This is a genomic window from Bradyrhizobium sp. LHD-71, from assembly GCF_031157255.1.
In the GTDB taxonomy this organism is placed as follows: domain Bacteria; phylum Pseudomonadota; class Alphaproteobacteria; order Rhizobiales; family Xanthobacteraceae; genus P52-10.
This window is the reverse complement of record NZ_JAVIFX010000028.1, coordinates 37,195-52,353: the sequence shown is the minus strand read 5'-3', so window position 1 is coordinate 52,353 and position 15,159 is coordinate 37,195. Positions and strand designations below refer to the sequence as shown.

At 57.9% G+C, this 15,159-nt stretch carries 13 protein-coding genes; 11 read left to right on the top strand and 2 right to left on the bottom strand.

Annotation, left to right across the window (positions count from 1 at the left end; genetic code table 11):
* Positions 1 to 40: 40 nt before the first annotated feature.
* Positions 41 to 1,615 carry a sulfotransferase domain-containing protein gene (locus tag RCO31_RS26670; protein ID WP_145640632.1) on the bottom strand — a complete coding sequence of 525 codons (1,575 nt, stop codon included), beginning with the start codon at positions 1,613 to 1,615 and terminating at the stop codon, positions 41 to 43.
* Between the two features lie 299 nt (positions 1,616 to 1,914).
* Positions 1,915 to 3,228, bottom strand: a complete 1,314-nt coding sequence (locus RCO31_RS26665) for an O-antigen ligase (protein WP_145640630.1) — start codon at positions 3,226 to 3,228, stop codon at positions 1,915 to 1,917.
* Positions 3,229 to 3,595: 367 nt separating this feature from the next.
* Here RCO31_RS26665 and RCO31_RS26660 point away from each other — a divergent pair, with 367 nt between their 5' ends.
* From RCO31_RS26660 to RCO31_RS26610, 11 genes are all read left to right on the top strand, one after another.
* Positions 3,596 to 4,777 (top strand): hypothetical protein, encoded by a 1,182-nt coding sequence (locus RCO31_RS26660; protein WP_145640628.1) that lies wholly within the window; start codon positions 3,596 to 3,598, stop codon positions 4,775 to 4,777.
* The gene (locus RCO31_RS26655; RefSeq protein WP_145640626.1) at positions 4,777 to 5,550 is read left to right on the top strand and encodes an ABC transporter permease; all 774 of its coding nucleotides are present in this window, start codon (positions 4,777 to 4,779) and stop codon (positions 5,548 to 5,550) included. The genes RCO31_RS26660 and RCO31_RS26655 overlap by 1 nt, the downstream gene beginning before the upstream one ends.
* On the top strand, positions 5,550 to 6,299 hold the full coding sequence (locus RCO31_RS26650) for an ABC transporter ATP-binding protein (RefSeq protein ID WP_145640624.1): 750 nt from the start codon (positions 5,550 to 5,552) through the stop codon (positions 6,297 to 6,299). Before RCO31_RS26655 ends, RCO31_RS26650 begins: the two co-directional genes overlap by 1 nt.
* A gap of 307 nt (positions 6,300 to 6,606) precedes the next feature.
* Positions 6,607 to 7,479, top strand: coding sequence for a glycosyltransferase family 2 protein (locus tag RCO31_RS26645; RefSeq protein WP_145640621.1), 873 nt, complete (start codon positions 6,607 to 6,609; stop codon positions 7,477 to 7,479).
* A gap of 225 nt (positions 7,480 to 7,704) precedes the next feature.
* Positions 7,705 to 9,228, top strand: a complete 1,524-nt coding sequence (locus RCO31_RS26640; protein ID WP_145640618.1) for a B12-binding domain-containing radical SAM protein — start codon at positions 7,705 to 7,707, stop codon at positions 9,226 to 9,228.
* Positions 9,229 to 9,296: 68 nt separating this feature from the next.
* Positions 9,297 to 10,292, top strand: coding sequence for a kinase (locus RCO31_RS26635; protein ID WP_145640615.1), 996 nt, complete (start codon positions 9,297 to 9,299; stop codon positions 10,290 to 10,292).
* Positions 10,293 to 10,437: 145 nt separating this feature from the next.
* A complete protein-coding gene (locus RCO31_RS26630) occupies positions 10,438 to 11,262 on the top strand; it encodes a transketolase (protein ID WP_145640613.1) in 825 nt (274 codons plus the stop codon).
* The gene (locus tag RCO31_RS26625; RefSeq protein WP_145640611.1) at positions 11,252 to 12,250 is read left to right on the top strand and encodes a transketolase family protein; all 999 of its coding nucleotides are present in this window, start codon (positions 11,252 to 11,254) and stop codon (positions 12,248 to 12,250) included. Before RCO31_RS26630 ends, RCO31_RS26625 begins: the two co-directional genes overlap by 11 nt.
* The gene (locus RCO31_RS26620; RefSeq protein WP_208750624.1) at positions 12,247 to 13,419 is read left to right on the top strand and encodes a DegT/DnrJ/EryC1/StrS aminotransferase family protein; all 1,173 of its coding nucleotides are present in this window, start codon (positions 12,247 to 12,249) and stop codon (positions 13,417 to 13,419) included. Before RCO31_RS26625 ends, RCO31_RS26620 begins: the two co-directional genes overlap by 4 nt.
* 133 nt (positions 13,420 to 13,552) lie before the next feature.
* Complete coding sequence (locus RCO31_RS26615) at positions 13,553 to 14,149, top strand: SIS domain-containing protein (protein WP_145640609.1); 597 nt, start codon at positions 13,553 to 13,555, stop codon at positions 14,147 to 14,149.
* A gap of 53 nt (positions 14,150 to 14,202) precedes the next feature.
* The gene (locus RCO31_RS26610) at positions 14,203 to 15,141 is read left to right on the top strand and encodes an NAD(P)-dependent oxidoreductase (protein ID WP_145640606.1); all 939 of its coding nucleotides are present in this window, start codon (positions 14,203 to 14,205) and stop codon (positions 15,139 to 15,141) included.
* Positions 15,142 to 15,159 lie beyond the last annotated feature (18 nt).

Sequence of the window (15,159 nt, the reverse complement as noted above, 5' to 3'; positions counted from 1 at the left end):
GCGCGGTCGTTTTCAGGCATCGTGTCGGATTATTCCATATTCAGTTTGCAACGCCATCGCTCAACGCGATGCGCAGGGATTCGTAGGAATCCCGGACGATTGAACCGGGGATGCTGTGCGGATCCCGGTCCGTCAGGTCTATCGGACCAACGGCCTGCGGAATGGCGCTGAACTGGCCGCGGTGCGAAACGATGTTGTACTCGTTCCAGCTGCGGATGAGCAGTGGCGGCACGCTGCGGTCGACCTCGAGCACCTCAGCCGAACCGTCCGCGAAAGCCTGTCGAACCATGACCTGCAGTTCATTCACCATCGCGGCCGTGGCTCGCGGCATCCTCTTTGCCATAGCTGCGGAGGCGGCTATGGCCGCCTCGACGCTGGCAGTGGCGCGAGCCTCCGATGAATAGTCACCCGCCAGCAAGTGATCCAGTACGGCATTTAGTTCCCCGGCCGCCGTTTCAGCCGCCTCCCAGACTGCCATGACGATGCCCTCGTCCGAAAAGCCCGAACGCTCGACGGTCGAATGGACGCGCCATCCGTATCGTCGAAAGGCAAACGCGCTGGCATCGATGTTCGACTTGTTGAATGCAAAGCCGAACAGATCGAGATCGGCGTGGTCCTCGAACACCTTTCCGCGGGAGACCAGCTCCGCAACGCGCCGTTGGAAAGGCGTGTACCGTGCCTCATCGAGCGGCTCGATGCGGCCATAGCCGAATACTTGCATGGCATCCTCGAGGCCATGCTCCCGGATGATCTCGAGATGCGCATTGGTCATCCAATTCTTCCAATCGCCGACCAAGCCCTTGCCGCGCCGGTAGTTGTGCTCGTGGTGACCGGTGAGATTGATGTGATCCAGTCGCTGCCAAATCTGGCCGGCATGATCGGCCTCGATGACAAGGCCTGCCTGCCGCGCCACGCGCTGGATGGTTTCTGCCGAGCGATCGATCAGATCTTCCCATCGCGTCACATGAAAACGATCCGCGACCGGCAAGAACTCGTCAAAGTAGCCTTTATAGTGACGGACGATACCGGCGAAGAAGTCGAGATTTGTGAATTTGAAAAGTGCCAGGTTCTGCCGCATCTCATCGTTGTCATCGCGCGGATCGACGTAACGCTGAATATACTCGCTGGCCAACGCATTGAGAGAGAACAGGGACGAGTTGATGATGCCGATAGGATTGCGCACGGACGCGAATTTGCGAAAGTCGTGGTACTGCGCAAGTTCAGTCCACAGTCGCGGATGACTGTGAGAATGAACGATCGCATCGGTCTCCAACACCTCCGCCGGATGGGCAATTACCAGGATGAAGTCGCCCATGCCTTTGACGCCAAGATATTTGCGGAAGCACGCGCGGGAAGGATCATCCGCCTTCAACCATTTCGGCCCACCGGCGACGGTCTTGAAGTTTCCGTTGTAGATCAACCTATCGCCGACGCCCGCCGCTGCGAACGCGGCCTCAATGGCCGTGGAGATATAGTGCTGCGCCTGCCGGACCGCCGTGTTGACCAGTCGCTGCTTGATGCCGTAGCGCAACGGGTCCATCGGCAGCAGCTGCGAAATGACGCTGCTCAGCAGCGCGAAACCGCTTCGCGGCGCTCCCACGACCAAAGGGCGCATATCTCAAAAACCCTAATTTGCGTGGCCTTTGTCCACTTTGCGCGCACAAAGTACACATAACGATGCTCTGGAAGCAATCGTGAATCGTGCTCTGCCGGCCTGTCGGTCATCGCTTCAACGTGATCCCGCACGATCGGCTCATATGCCATCAGGACATGCACATCCATTCAGCTGCAGAAGCAAGGAACTCCACGCAACGCGCGCATGAACATCGCGGCCGGCCTCACCCGTCGGACGGACGAACTGCACCAACACGACGGTGCCGTCGGCAGACTCTCTGAAAGCACGGCCACAGCGACTCAATTCAGCGACTTGCTTCCGGCAGTTGCGGCCACATCGGCTCGGTGCGGCTCCATTTTGTCACGCTTGGCGATGATGCCGGCCAAGGCTGCCACCCCTAACACGTACATCCACCCCTCGGTGAAGTCGGACAGGTGGGAGTTGAAGACTGACCCGATGATGTTTTGTGTGATGACGACCAGACCCAAATCCGAGATGTATCCCGACCCGACGAACATCCGCAGATGAGCCCCCCACATTCCGTAGAGGACCAGCACGCCCAATAGCCCCCATTGGACTGCCGCGCTCAGCGTCTGATTGTGTGGATTGGCAATGATCTCAGCCGAAGCCCCAGTATGGCCAACTGCCGCAATCTCGAACAAATCCCGGACCGATCCCGTGCCGTGGCCGATCCAAGGCTTCTCGATGAAGAAGCCAATGGATTTTCGCCAGAACTCCAATCGCTTTCCGACAGAAGACGGGATGTCGGCGCTACGGTATTCTTCAAATTGAGTGCCGACGGAGAGAATGCGGGCGCGCAAATGAGGCGACGAGAACCATGAAATCGCGAGTACCAGCGCCCCGACGATGGTCATTGCTAAGGCGCCTTTGCTCCCAGCATGTCGCCAGGCGACCACCAAAAGCATAAAGGGAATGCAAACGAGCGCCGTTCTCGATGTCACGACGAATAGCAGATTAGCGGCAAAACCCACCCCGAGCGCGGATGCAAGCATCGCGTATTTCCAGGCCTTGCGCTCAGCCGAGTACAGCGCCGCCAGGATCAATGCCACCAGGCAAACGGCAAATTCCTGGCTCTGATCGATGTAGTTTCGAACCGGGACGCCATAGTCCTCGCCGCAACATCGGCCGGTCTTCAGTGCCAGGGTCGGCTGGAATACGACCAGCCAGGAATACAGGAGGAGGACGGTGCAGGACACCAGGAACGCGACCAGGATCCAATGGGCCCGCTCCGATTTCTGGAAATAATAAAAGAGGAATGGAAACAACAGCAGCTTGACCATCGGGCTGAGGCCGCGGACCCCGTCGGACATCCCTGCCTCCGACCAGGAGATGCCGACGACCGCCAACGCCAGGAACGCGAGAGGAAAGAGCGAGGCCGGCCGGCGGAACGAGCGCGTGAAAAGCGGGACGTCCGCGCTGCCCAAGACGATCGCCAACAGCGGGATCAGAAGAATCAAGAAGCCCGACGTCGACCAAGGCAGTGTGGCCGACAGCAAAGCGGCCAATACATCCGCAGCAACGAACCAGTACCGAGATGTCCGAAAGGCCTCAAAGCGCTGTCGTGCGGTCAAAACGCTCAAGATCGAACCCATCGATACCACGTCGCAGCCGCATTGGCCGAGCTCTGGAAGGAGGAACCGCGCCAGCTTAGGGGCAAGAGTTGTCCCGTTATCGGCGCGTAGACTTACTTGAAATGACCGTCAATTACAGCCACAAGACGAACGGGACCACCGTCCATGCGCCGCACCGAGCCCATTAGCCGATTTTCCATGGCACTGAAAGTTAGCCCCGCAGACTTCCGGCCACCAAGTTCTTGGAGCGCCGGCATCCGCCTCCAGCACTGATCCCCTATCGTCAGGATCGCATGCGGCGAACTATCTCGACACCTGAATATCAACACAGCAGCCCGCTCATGCAGTCTTTCTGCGGCCCCGGTCAACCAAGGACAGATAGTTAGGTATGACAGACACAAAATATCTGAGCCTATATACCGGCAACCACGGCAAGTTGGACGGAATTGAGGACTATATCACTCTGATCGCTGCGATTATGGGGAAGCGCGGGATCGACGTGAAGGTTTCCTCCACTCTCGATCCCGAGGCGATCAACGTCATCATCGACGAATTCACGAACTACGTCGAGAATCGGCGCATCGCAAACTTCAAGACAGCATACCCGCACAGCCGAATGATCTTTGTGTTGACGGAGTTCACCGTCCGCAACTGGGGCGTGACGTCCTTCAACAACTTCGGCGGTCCTCTCGATGCCGCGACAATCGCTTTGTTCGACGTCTACCTGCGGCTCGCTCGCGATGACTTCGGCAAGATTGGTTTTGGAAGTGTTCTACGGCTATTGTGCTATTCTCCGCTATTGGCCATACAGCTATTGCCAGCCATCGCGCAGCTAATTCTGCGGATATTCTTCAAGCGCTTCTCGCGCCAGCGGGTTGAGTTTCTGCGCAGCAACCACCGCACGATCTACTTTCACATGCGCTACCTCGGCTTGATGGCCTCCCTACACCACGCAGATGCTGTAATCACCAGCCACGAAAAGGTCTTTGAAGGCACCAACCGCGAAAGCAGGCGCCCTCTCGAGCATTTTGGCGTCCTGTATGCGGAGTTGGATCCCGAGACAGTGATTGACAAGTTGATGCGGGAAAAGAAGCTCTTCATGGAAATCACAGGCACGGTCACACGGTATCGCCAGAAATGGATTGAACGCATCAATCGACAGCTGACTACGCTGGGGCTGCAGAATGTCTTCTATTATTGCAAGGCGCTTCCGTTCTCTTTCCTTGCCTCCGACGAGCCAGCTAACCGCGCCGCTTATTCGCTGCATCCGCCGCAAACTCGCACCTGGCCCTATTCCAGCCCCACGAGACTCTTTCGTGCCTTGTCGGTCGACCACAATTTGCCGGTTCTCACCCATCATTTCCACCAGAATCCGATTGAAGATGTGTGTTTCGAGTTCAAAGGCACGGCTTCGTTCGTCGAGTTGTATGAGATGTTCAATGACCGAAGTCGGCTCCGAAACTTCGTCGAGCCCAAGCTAAAGCGATACAACGAGATTGTTACCGCGCGTAACGATATGCTCGCCCAGCATGTGCGCAAACTCCTGATATCCGCAGGACGGGCAAGCTGATGCAAGACCAGCGCTACCTCCAGTGGGCCGAGCTCCTCTACCTGCTGACCCTCAAGGAACTGAAGGTACGCTACAAGCGCAGCGTGCTCGGCTATCTCTGGGCGATCGCCAATCCGTTCATCTTTGCATTGGTCTATTGGCTCGCTTTCAAATTCATCATGCGCGTGGAGATGGAGAACTACATCGTCTTCATCCTGACCGGCATGTTCCCCTGGGGGTGGCTGAGCCAGTCGACAATCCAGGGTACCGGCAGCTTCGCGAACAACCTGTCGCTGGTTCGGCGGGTCAAGCTGCCCAAACTAATTCTGCCTCTGAGCAACGTGATGCAGGAAATGTTTCACTTCATGTTCGCCATTCCCGTCATCTTCTTCTTCATGGCGATCAATGGTGAGCGCATTTACCCATTAACACTGCTGTGGCAGATGCCTCTGATGCTGACCTTGCAGCTGCTCTTCGTGTTTCCGCTAGCCGTCATTGGAGCAGTGCTCAACGTCTACGTCCGGGACATTCAGTATTTGATCGGCATCGCGTTCTCGGCGCTCTTCTTTGCGACGCCGATGGTCTATCCGTTGAACATGGTGCCGGTCGAATATCAGTTCTATTTCAAGCTGAACCCGATGTACTGGCTCATCGACAGCTGGCGGATCGTGTTTGCCGGCGGCATCCTCCCCTTGGACCACGTTGCGTGCGTGTCTGCCTCCATCGTCGCGTTTTCCTTGATTGCTTGCTGGGTCTATCAACGCCTTGCGATGCGGATTCCAGAGTTGGTCTGATGCCAGTCGTCGCGGTACATGGGGTTTGGAAAACCTACCACAATCACTCGGTGCTCGGCATCAAGGAGCGACTGGTCGGCAAGCGCGTGGCGGCCCCAGAAGGGCGCTTCGCCCGAAGCTGGGCGTTGCAAGACATCACCTTCAAGGTGGACGCAGGACGATCGCTCGGGATCATTGGGCATAACGGCACCGGCAAAAGCACTTTGCTGAGCTTACTTCTCGGAACGATCAAGGAGGATAGAGGCACCATCGAGCGCAGTGGACGCATCGGCGCGATGTTGGAGCTGGGATCGGGCTGCCATCCCGATCTCACGGGCCGGGAAAACATCTTCTTGAACGGCTCGATTCTCGGCCTTCGGATCAATGAGATCAAACGCAAATTCGATTCGATCGTCGCGTTTTCGGAGCTTGGGCCCGCGATCGAGCTGCCCATGCGGGCCTACTCGGCCGGCATGTCGGCGAGATTGGCTTTCGCGGTTTTGGCACACGCAGACCGGGACGTCCTGTTGATCGACGAGATTCTCGCTGTCGGTGATGCAGCTTTCCAGGCCAAATGTGCAGATTACCTGTCTAATTATACGGCCCGGGGAGGTACATTGATCGTCGCTTCGCATGACCTGCAGAATCTGCAAACACTTTGCGTCGAGGGCATTTGGTTGCATGAAGGCAAATTGGTCGAACAAGGACCGATCGCGGCCGTTGCCCGGTCGTATCAACAATCGATAAATCCACTCACAAAGCTCGAGTGAACGCTTTGGATTGGACTAATACATGCCGTAGCCCGGCCATCGACATTCCGGTTGTCCACACCTTGCGGCGTCGAATGATCGACCTGCAGTTCTCTGAGGAGCGAGCTGCGACGCAATTGCTCGGCGGAGCCGTTTGAAATATCGGCTTGCAGTCAGCCAGATGACTTTGGGCGAAAGTCGGCGCGGTCGATGTTCAGCGCATGGCGGAACTCGGGCGCAAACGGCTTGCTTTATCGCTATACTCCCCTCACAAAGCTACGTTTAGGGCGCCATCCCCACGCGGGAGGCACCAGGATTTGGGACGTAGATGAACAAGCGAATCTCTCTGCTGCTGCCGACTCGCGGCCGGCCTACGCTCGTCGAGCGTTTCCTCCGCAGCGTGGTGGCAGAGAGCACCCATCCCGAACTCATCGAGGTCATCCTGTGCGTCGACGACGATGACATCGGCAGCCACGGGATTACGTTCACCCAACTTTCCCTGAAAACCGTCATCGTCCCACGTCAGACGATGGGCGCTTACAATTCGATCTGTTTCCAGCATGCTACCGGCGACATCACCATTGCCGTGAATGATGACGTCATCGTCCGAACCAAGGGATGGGACGACAAGGTACGTGAACTTGATGCTCGTTACCCGGATGGGGTCTACCTGGCCTACGGGAACGATCTGTTCAAAGGGGCCAGTCTCTGCACTTTTCCGATCTTGTCGCGCCGGGCTTGGCTCCCACCCGCCGTAGCCTATCCCATCGAGTACAAGGGCGCCTTCATCGATGTGCATTTGATGGACATCTTCAAGCGCCTGCAGAAACGTGGCCATCAACGGATCATGTACGAGGAGGACCTCGTTTTCGAGCACCTCCATTATCGCAACCATCCCGAAGCGCTAGACGCCACCTATACCGATCGCTCCCGATTTGGAGACGACCTCACCTTCATAGCTCTTCGAGAAGCGCGCCGGCTCGAGGCCGACCGATTGGAAGCCTTGCTCGCGAATACGGCCCTCGCGTCCGCCCCGTCTCCACGACGAGCGGAATGCCCATCTCCGGGGCTGTTTTCGATCATCTCGCTCTGCTTGCGCAGCTTCCTGCTTGATTCGGATTTACCGATCAAGTGGAGAGCGTATCTTTTTGCCTGGCTAGTGACAAGATACTATTTCAGCAGAATCTTCAATGTCACCTGAACCGACGCCAATTTAGCCAAAGTTAGCCCACACTTTCGCTAAGGACACCGACCAGGGCGAAACTTCCATCACGCACCAGTGGGAACAATGGGTTTCATGAATGGACCCCGTTCACCGAATCGACCTGAAGCGGCATTCTGACCGAAATTCGCGTCGGGTTGATCGCCTTGTCTTTCACCCCAATTGGTTTCCATATATACGGCGCCCAGAAGTTGGGGACAGCGGATGGACGCACTTTTCGTAACGCCGGACTCGTCAGCAAAGGCCTATCAAGAGCTCGCAAAGACGTTTTCCGCTATCGAACCGCCGACCTGGTCGCTCCTGCTTGCCGAGTCCTGCCGAGCGAAGGGTTTTGAGGTCGGAATTCTCGACGGCGACGCGGAACGTCTGTCCTTGCAAAGCACGGTGACGCGCATTCAGGACGCGAAGCCGCGCCTGATCGTGATGGTGTTGTACGGGCAAAATCCGAACTCCGGCACCACGAGCATGATCGGCGCCGTGGAGCTGTCGAACGCGCTCAAGGCCGCCGGCGTCGGGGCTCCCATCTGCTTTGTCGGCTCACACACCAGTGCCCTCCCGAAGGAAGTGCTCGCTTACAGGTGCGTCGATATCGTCCTGCTCAATGAGGGCGTCTACGCGCTGCACAACCTGCTTCGCTCCAATCTGAGGAGCGATCTTAGGACCATCAAGGGAATAGGATACAAGGTTTCAAATGGGGCCGAGCAAGAGCTCATCTTGAATCCGCCCGAACAGATCGTTCCGCAAGACCGCATGGACGTCGATCTTCCCGGCTATGCCTGGGACCTGCTTCCCTCCCGCGACAGGCCGCTCGATCTCTATCGCGCACATTTCTGGCATGCCGGGTTCAGCCACGACAAACGAACTCCGTTCGCTGCGATCTACACGTCGCTCGGATGTCAGTTCGCCTGCAATTTCTGCATGATCAACATCGTGAACCGCGTCAACAATGACGAGGGGACGGATGCTTCGCATTCACGCGGGATGCGCTTCTGGAGCCCGGAATGGGTCGCCCGCGAAATGCGCAAGCTTGCCGATATGGGCGTCAAGACCTTGCGCATCAGCGACGAGATGTTCTTCCTGAACCGCAAATACTACACGCCGATCCTCGATGACTGCATACAGTCAGGCTATGGATTCAACATGTGGACCTACTCCCGCATCGATACCGTTCGGGCGAACGTCCTCGACAAATTCAAGCAGGCCGGGGTCAACTGGCTCGCGCTGGGCATCGAAGCAGGCAACCAAATGGTCCGTCAGGAGGTCTCGAAAGGAACGTTCCGGGAAGTCAATATTCGAGACGTCTGCAAGACGATCCGCGACTCTGATATCAACATCATCAGCAATTACATATTCGGCTTCCCGGAAGACACTCAGGAAACGATGCAAGAGACGCTGGCTCTCGCCCTCGAGCTGAACACCGAAATGGCGAATATGTATCCTTGCCAGGCCCTGCCGGGCAGCCCGCTCTACTACACCGCGCGCACGAACGGATGGGAGCTGCCGCAGAAGTTCGAAGAATTTGCTTTCCTTTCGTACGAGAGCGTGCCGATGCGAACGAAGTATCTGTCAGCCGCGGAGGTCCTGAGGTTTCGCGACGAGGCGTGGCAGACCTACTTCCGAGATCCGTCCTATCTCGCACTCGTCGAAAGAAAGTTCGGCACGGCCGAACGTCGCAACGTCGAGCAGATGTCGGAAATCCGGCTCAAGCGGAAATTGCTGGGTGATTGAGCAGTGCCCATGCATGTTATTCCCTCGAGTCAGGTCGAGCCTCACAGACCAGCCGCACGAGTTCCACAGTGATCATCACCAGGACCCCGTACCGCGTTTCCTTCTTTGGCGGGGGTACAGACTACCCCGCCTGGATCCAGGAACATGGCGGGGCCGTACTCGCGACTGCAATCGACAAATACTGCTACATTACCTGCCGAAGGCTCCCGCCATTTTTCGAGCACAAGCATCGCATCGTGTACTCGATCATCGAGAACGTCTCGAATATCGACCAGATCAAGCATCCGGCGGTACGCGCGACGTTGCAACACGAAGGTGTGGCTGAAGGGCTTGAAATCCATCATGACGGCGACCTTCCCGCCCGATCAGGACTTGGATCGAGCTCCTCCTTCACCGTAGGCTTGCTTCATGCCTTGCAAGCGCTGCGGGGCACCATGTCGAACAAGGATGCGTTGGCGAAGACTGCGATCCATATCGAGCAGGAATTGCTTCACGAGAACGTCGGATGCCAGGACCAGATCATCTCCGCCTTCGGCGGCATGAACTATGTCAGATTCCGGGAAGACGGGACATTCGACGTGTCGCCGGTGATCGCTTCGCCCGAACGTAGGGCCGCGCTCAAGTCCCATCTGATGCTCTGCTTCACGGGGTTTTCGCGTTTTTCCTCCGATGTAGCGAGATCCCAGCTCGAAAACATGGCAGCCAGTGCAGCGCGACTGAAGCGCATGCGTGCCATGGTGGACGAAGGCCTCGAGATCTTCGTAAACCGCTCGCTCCCGATCGAAGCATTCGGCGAACTCCTGCATGAAGCCTGGCTCGCCAAGCGAACCTTGTCGGACAAGGTGACGACGGACGAGATCGACGCGATCTATGACGCCGCGCGTGAGGCCGGAGCGATCGGTGGAAAGCTGCTCGGCGCGGGCGGCGGCGGCTTCATGCTCCTTTTCGCCAAGCCGGAGCGGCACGCGGCGATCCGCGAAAAGCTGAAGGGTCTGATTCACGTGCCGTTCGATTTCGAAGATTCCGGCAGCCGCGTGGTCCTTTATCAACCGAACGGCTTATGAACATCATGACGGAAGCGGCTTCCTCCATCGAACCTCGCGGACTTGCATGCGCGCGGACTCACCGGCCCGCCCCCGAAAGCCATGCTCTGTCCAGTTCGCTCCGCAGCGATGCCCCCAACCAGAATCGTTCAAGTGAGGCCGTGTCTTGATCAGCAACAGCGTCAATTTGCCCGACAAGGCGAAGTGGGTCTGGAGGGAGACCTTGTCGGTGCACCGTCGCGCCCCCGAGACGCGCATCGCATCCTCACTGTCCTCCATCGAGATTTTCGTCGCCCTGTATTATGGGGGCGTTCTGAATATCCACCCGACCGATCCCCGATGGGATGGCCGCGATCGTTGCGTGATCAGCAAGGGACATGGCTCGATCTGCATGTACCCGATCCTGGCGGATCTCGGCTTTTTCCCGGCCGCCGAGCTCGATCGCGTCTGCAAGGCCGGCGGCATCCTGGGAGGGATTCCCGATCCCATCATTCCTGGTTACGAAACCGTCAATGGATCTCTGGGCCACGGTCTCGGTGTCGGCGCGGGAATGGCGCTGGGGCTGAAGCGCGGCGGCTCGAAGCAGCGCGTCTTCGTGGTCTGCGGAGACGGCGAACTGCATGAAGGTGCCAATTGGGAAGCCATCATGTTTGCATCCCAGCATGAGCTCGACAATCTTCACCTCATCGTCGACAACAACAGCATTGCGATGCTCGGCTTCACCGACGACATCGTTTCCCACGCCGGACTCGTGAAGCGGCTCGAAGCGTTCGGATGGCAATGCCTCGAGGTCGATGGTCACGACGTGCTGGCCGTGCAAGAGCAGCTGTTGAGCCTGAAAGCGATCAGTAACGGACGACCGAAGGCGCTCGTCGCACGAACGCTGAAAGGACGCGGCGTTCCCGGCCTGGAGAACGAGGCTCTTTCTCACATCATGGCGCCGAAAGCTGAACTTCTCGAAGAACTCCTGAAGGCCTCCGATGAGCGTTAAACCGCGAGCGATGCGCGATGCGCTGCTGGATCAGATACATCGGGCCATGGCCCATGATCCGAAGATTTTCTTCGTCTCGGCCGACTTTGGGTCCCCAGTGCTGGATCGTATTCGCGCCGACCATCCCGCAAGGTTCGTGAATGTCGGCGTAGCCGAACAAAATCTGATCAACGTCTCCGCGGGACTTGCGCTCGAAGGCTACAAGGTCTTCGCCTACGCGATCGCCCCCTTCATCACGATGCGGTGCTTCGAGCAGATCAGGGTGAGCCTGGCTCTCCTCTCCGAGGTCCGCCCGATGAACGTCAATCTGATCGGCGTCGGCGCCGGCTACAGCTATGTCGTGTCCGGCCCGACGCACCAGTGTTACGAAGACATCACGCTGATGCGCGGGCTGCCGAATTTCCAGGTGCTCTCGCCATCCGATCACATCACCACTGAAAACCTCTTCGGAATATGTGCCGGCACGATCGGCCCCAAATATCTCCGCCTCGATGCGCAGGTGCTGCCCGTCCTGTACGCGGACGGCCCGCCGGACGTCACGAAGGGATTTCACTCTCACCGCCGCGGCCGGAAGATCTGTCTCGTCGCCACGGGTTACATGGTCCACACGGCATTCATCGTCGCCGACCGGCTACGCGAAGCCGGAATTGACGTCGGCCTCGTCGACCTGTTCGACCTTGCTCGCTTTTCCGCGAAGGCTCTGCACGACGAGCTGTCGCCGTACCAGACCATCGTCAGCATGGAAGAGGGATTCGCCGGCCGCGGCGGCCTCGACGCCCTGCTCTACAATTTCCTCGGACATAGCGCGCTCGACGCCAAGCTGATCAACGTCGGCGTCGAAGGCGGCTATCGCTTCGAGCTCGGATCGCGAGCGGAATTGCATGAGCAAGTCGGCATAGGCCCCGACGTGGTGACCAAGCGCCTGCTGCAGATTTCGGCTTCTTCTTCGAAGACTCTCCCTCCCCTGAACGGTGGTCGCCCACAATGAAATTCCCCCTGATGCGCAACAATATCGCGCGCGAAGATCTGGACGCTCTCATCGAGCACTTGAAGCAGGACGACCCGATCCTCACCAACGGTCCGAACGTGCGCGCGTTCGAGCAGGAATGGAACGAGTGGCTGGGCACCAAGTACAGCGTCCTCGTCAACTCCGGCGCCTCTGCCAATCTCCTGACGATGGCCATTCTCAAGATTCGCCATCCCGAAGGTGGCGAGGTGATCGTGCCGCCGCTCACGTGGATTTCGGACGTCGCGTCGGTGATCCAGAACGGCTTCACGCCGGTGTTCGTCGACATTGATCCGACGACCTTGGCGATGGATGCAACGAAGATCATCGATGCCATCACCGAACGGACACGCGCCGTATTTCTGACCCATGTGCAGGGCTTTGACGGACTGACCGACGAGCTGATCCAGCATCTCGAGAAAGCGGGAATTCCGCTGATCGAAGACGTTTGCGAATCTCACGGCGCGACGCATCGCGGCAAGAAGCTCGGCAGCTTCGGCTGGATATCGAACTTCTCCTTTTATTATGCCCACCACATGACGACCATCGAAGGCGGCATGATCTGCACCAACGATCATGCGGCCTATCAAGCGGCACGCATGCTGCGATCCCACGGCATGGTGCGAGAAGCCAACGACCCGGCCATCAAGGAGTCCTACGTTGCGGCTCACCCGGATCTGAATCCGGATTTCATCTTTGCTCACGCCGCCTATAACGTGCGCAATACGGAGATCGGGGGCATCCTCGGCCGGCGACAACTTCCACGGCTCGACGCCAACGTAGAGCTCCGGACAGCGAACTTCCTTCGTTTCCTGTCGCGCATCAACCCCGAGAAGTTCCGTACGGATTTCAAGACAGAGGGCTCGAGCAACTACGCCTTCAATCTGGTGCTGCGTCAGCCCGATATGGACCTCGCCGAACGCCTGATGTCGGCCATGCGCGCCGCCGGCATCGAGTTTCGCAGAGGCAGCGCCGGCGGAGGCAATCAGCTTCGTCAGCCGTATCTGAAATCATTCGTCCCGGCCGAACATTACAAGAAATTCCCGCAAACCGATCACATCCACTTCTTCGGCTTCTACATCGGCAATTTTCCCGATCTCAGAATTGACGAGGTCGATGAGATTTGCGCCATCCTCAACGCGGTGAATTGATAGCAGCCATGCAGGCAATCCTGAAGGTCGGCAAGAATACGCGTCTCCACGCCGGGGTTTCTGACTTGCCCCACGAGCAGTGTCGCGCGGCCGGCCTATCGGGATCCGGTTCCTACCCCGTCGGAGTGCCGATATGACCGCCGCGAGAGCAGTCCTGCTGACGAGGCTGACGGCCTCGATCGAGGCGAAGCGAGCGCTCCTGTCGGATCCGGACCGGATTGCCGCATTCGAAGCAATTGCCGATGTCGTCGTCGCTACGTACAAGTCCGGCGGCCGTCTCTATATCGCCGGCAATGGCGGATCTGCGGCGGATGCCCAGCACCTGGCTGCCGAGTTCGTCAGCAAGCTCGCCCGAGATCGCGCGCCCCTGGCAGCGGAGGCACTGACCGTCGATACGTCGATCCTGACCGCGATCGGGAACGACTATGGGTTCGATGCGGTCTTCTCCCGCCAGATCGAGGGAAAGATGACGGCCAAGGACATCTTTCTCGGAATAACCACGTCCGGCAATTCGAGGAACATTCTCGAAGCGCTGCGCACTTGCCGCAAGCTGAACATTCGTACGATCATCTTCTCGGGTGGCAATGGCGGCCTCGCTGCCGAGGAAGCGGACCATTGCTTGCTCGCACCCAGCGAGATAACCAGCACCATCCAAGAAATACACATCATCTTTGCGCACGCACTCTGTGAATGCGTAGAGAATGCCATGTTTCCCCTCCGATCCACATGACGGACGCTGTAGACGCGAACTCAGGCCATTCAGAACAAGGGAAGCCCCCCAATATGAGCTACAACATTCTCGTGACTGGCGGCGCCGGTTATATCGGATCAACCCTGGTTCCCCGACTGTTGGACGCTGGCCACAAAGTGACCGTGCTGGACAATTTCATGTTCAAGCAGTCCAGTCTCAACCAGTGCTGCCATCACGAAGGCTTCAGCGTGGTTCGGGGTGACATCCGCAGCGAACAGACCACGCTGCCGCTCCTGAAGAAGGCCGACGTCATTTTTCCTCTCGCGGCATTGGTCGGAGCTCCGCTGTGCAGCCGGGATCCCATTGGAGCCAAGACGACCAATCACGACGCCATAACGATGATGTTGAAGCATGTGTCCCGCAATCAGCGGATCATCATGCCGACCACGAACAGCGCCTATGGCTCCGGCGACGAGAACAACTATTGCACGGAAGACTCTCCGCTCCGGCCGATCTCGCAGTATGCAATCGACAAGGTGGCCGTTGAAAAAGAGCTGATGGAGCATCCGAACGTCATCAGCTTCCGGCTGGCGACCGTGTTCGGAATGTCCCCCCGCATGCGTCTCGACCTGCTGGTCAACGACTTCGTCTACCGCGCGGCAAACGACCGTTTTGTCGTCCTCTTCGAGGGACATTTCAAGCGCAACTATATTCATGTCCGCGACGTCGCACGGGTCTTCGAGCACGGGCTTGAAAACTTCGAGAACATGAAGGGCCAGATCTTCAATGTTGGCCTTTCAGACGCGAACGTATCCAAGAAGGAACTCTGCGAACACATCCAGAAATTCGTCCCTGAGTTTTGTTTTGTGGATGCCGAGGTAGGCCGCGACCCCGACCAGCGCAACTACATCGTCTCCAACGCGAAGGTCGAGAAGACCGGATATCGCCCCAATGTTTCGCTGGATGATGGCATCCAGGAACTCCTGAAGGGGTTCGTCATGATCAAGAACAGCATCTATGCGAATATTTGACCATCGACCGGTGGGCTG

Bases quoted from the DNA above. Each gene is read 5' to 3' on its own strand.
- RCO31_RS26650 (WP_145640624.1), top strand. From the start codon at position 5,550: ATGCCAGTCGTCGCGGTACATGGGGTTTGGAAAACCTACCACAATCAC.
- RCO31_RS26655 (WP_145640626.1), top strand. From the start codon at position 4,777: ATGCAAGACCAGCGCTACCTCCAGTGGGCCGAGCTCCTCTACCTGCTG.
- RCO31_RS26665 (WP_145640630.1), bottom strand. From the start codon at position 3,228: ATGGGTTCGATCTTGAGCGTTTTGACCGCACGACAGCGCTTTGAGGCC.
- RCO31_RS26640 (WP_145640618.1), top strand. From the start codon at position 7,705: ATGGACGCACTTTTCGTAACGCCGGACTCGTCAGCAAAGGCCTATCAA.
- RCO31_RS26610 (WP_145640606.1), top strand. From the start codon at position 14,203: ATGAGCTACAACATTCTCGTGACTGGCGGCGCCGGTTATATCGGATCA.
- RCO31_RS26625 (WP_145640611.1), top strand. From the start codon at position 11,252: ATGAGCGTTAAACCGCGAGCGATGCGCGATGCGCTGCTGGATCAGATA.
- RCO31_RS26645 (WP_145640621.1), top strand. From the start codon at position 6,607: ATGAACAAGCGAATCTCTCTGCTGCTGCCGACTCGCGGCCGGCCTACG.
- RCO31_RS26615 (WP_145640609.1), top strand. From the start codon at position 13,553: ATGACCGCCGCGAGAGCAGTCCTGCTGACGAGGCTGACGGCCTCGATC.
- RCO31_RS26670 (WP_145640632.1), bottom strand. From the start codon at position 1,615: ATGCGCCCTTTGGTCGTGGGAGCGCCGCGAAGCGGTTTCGCGCTGCTG.
- RCO31_RS26620 (WP_208750624.1), top strand. From the start codon at position 12,247: ATGAAATTCCCCCTGATGCGCAACAATATCGCGCGCGAAGATCTGGAC.
- RCO31_RS26660 (WP_145640628.1), top strand. From the start codon at position 3,596: ATGACAGACACAAAATATCTGAGCCTATATACCGGCAACCACGGCAAG.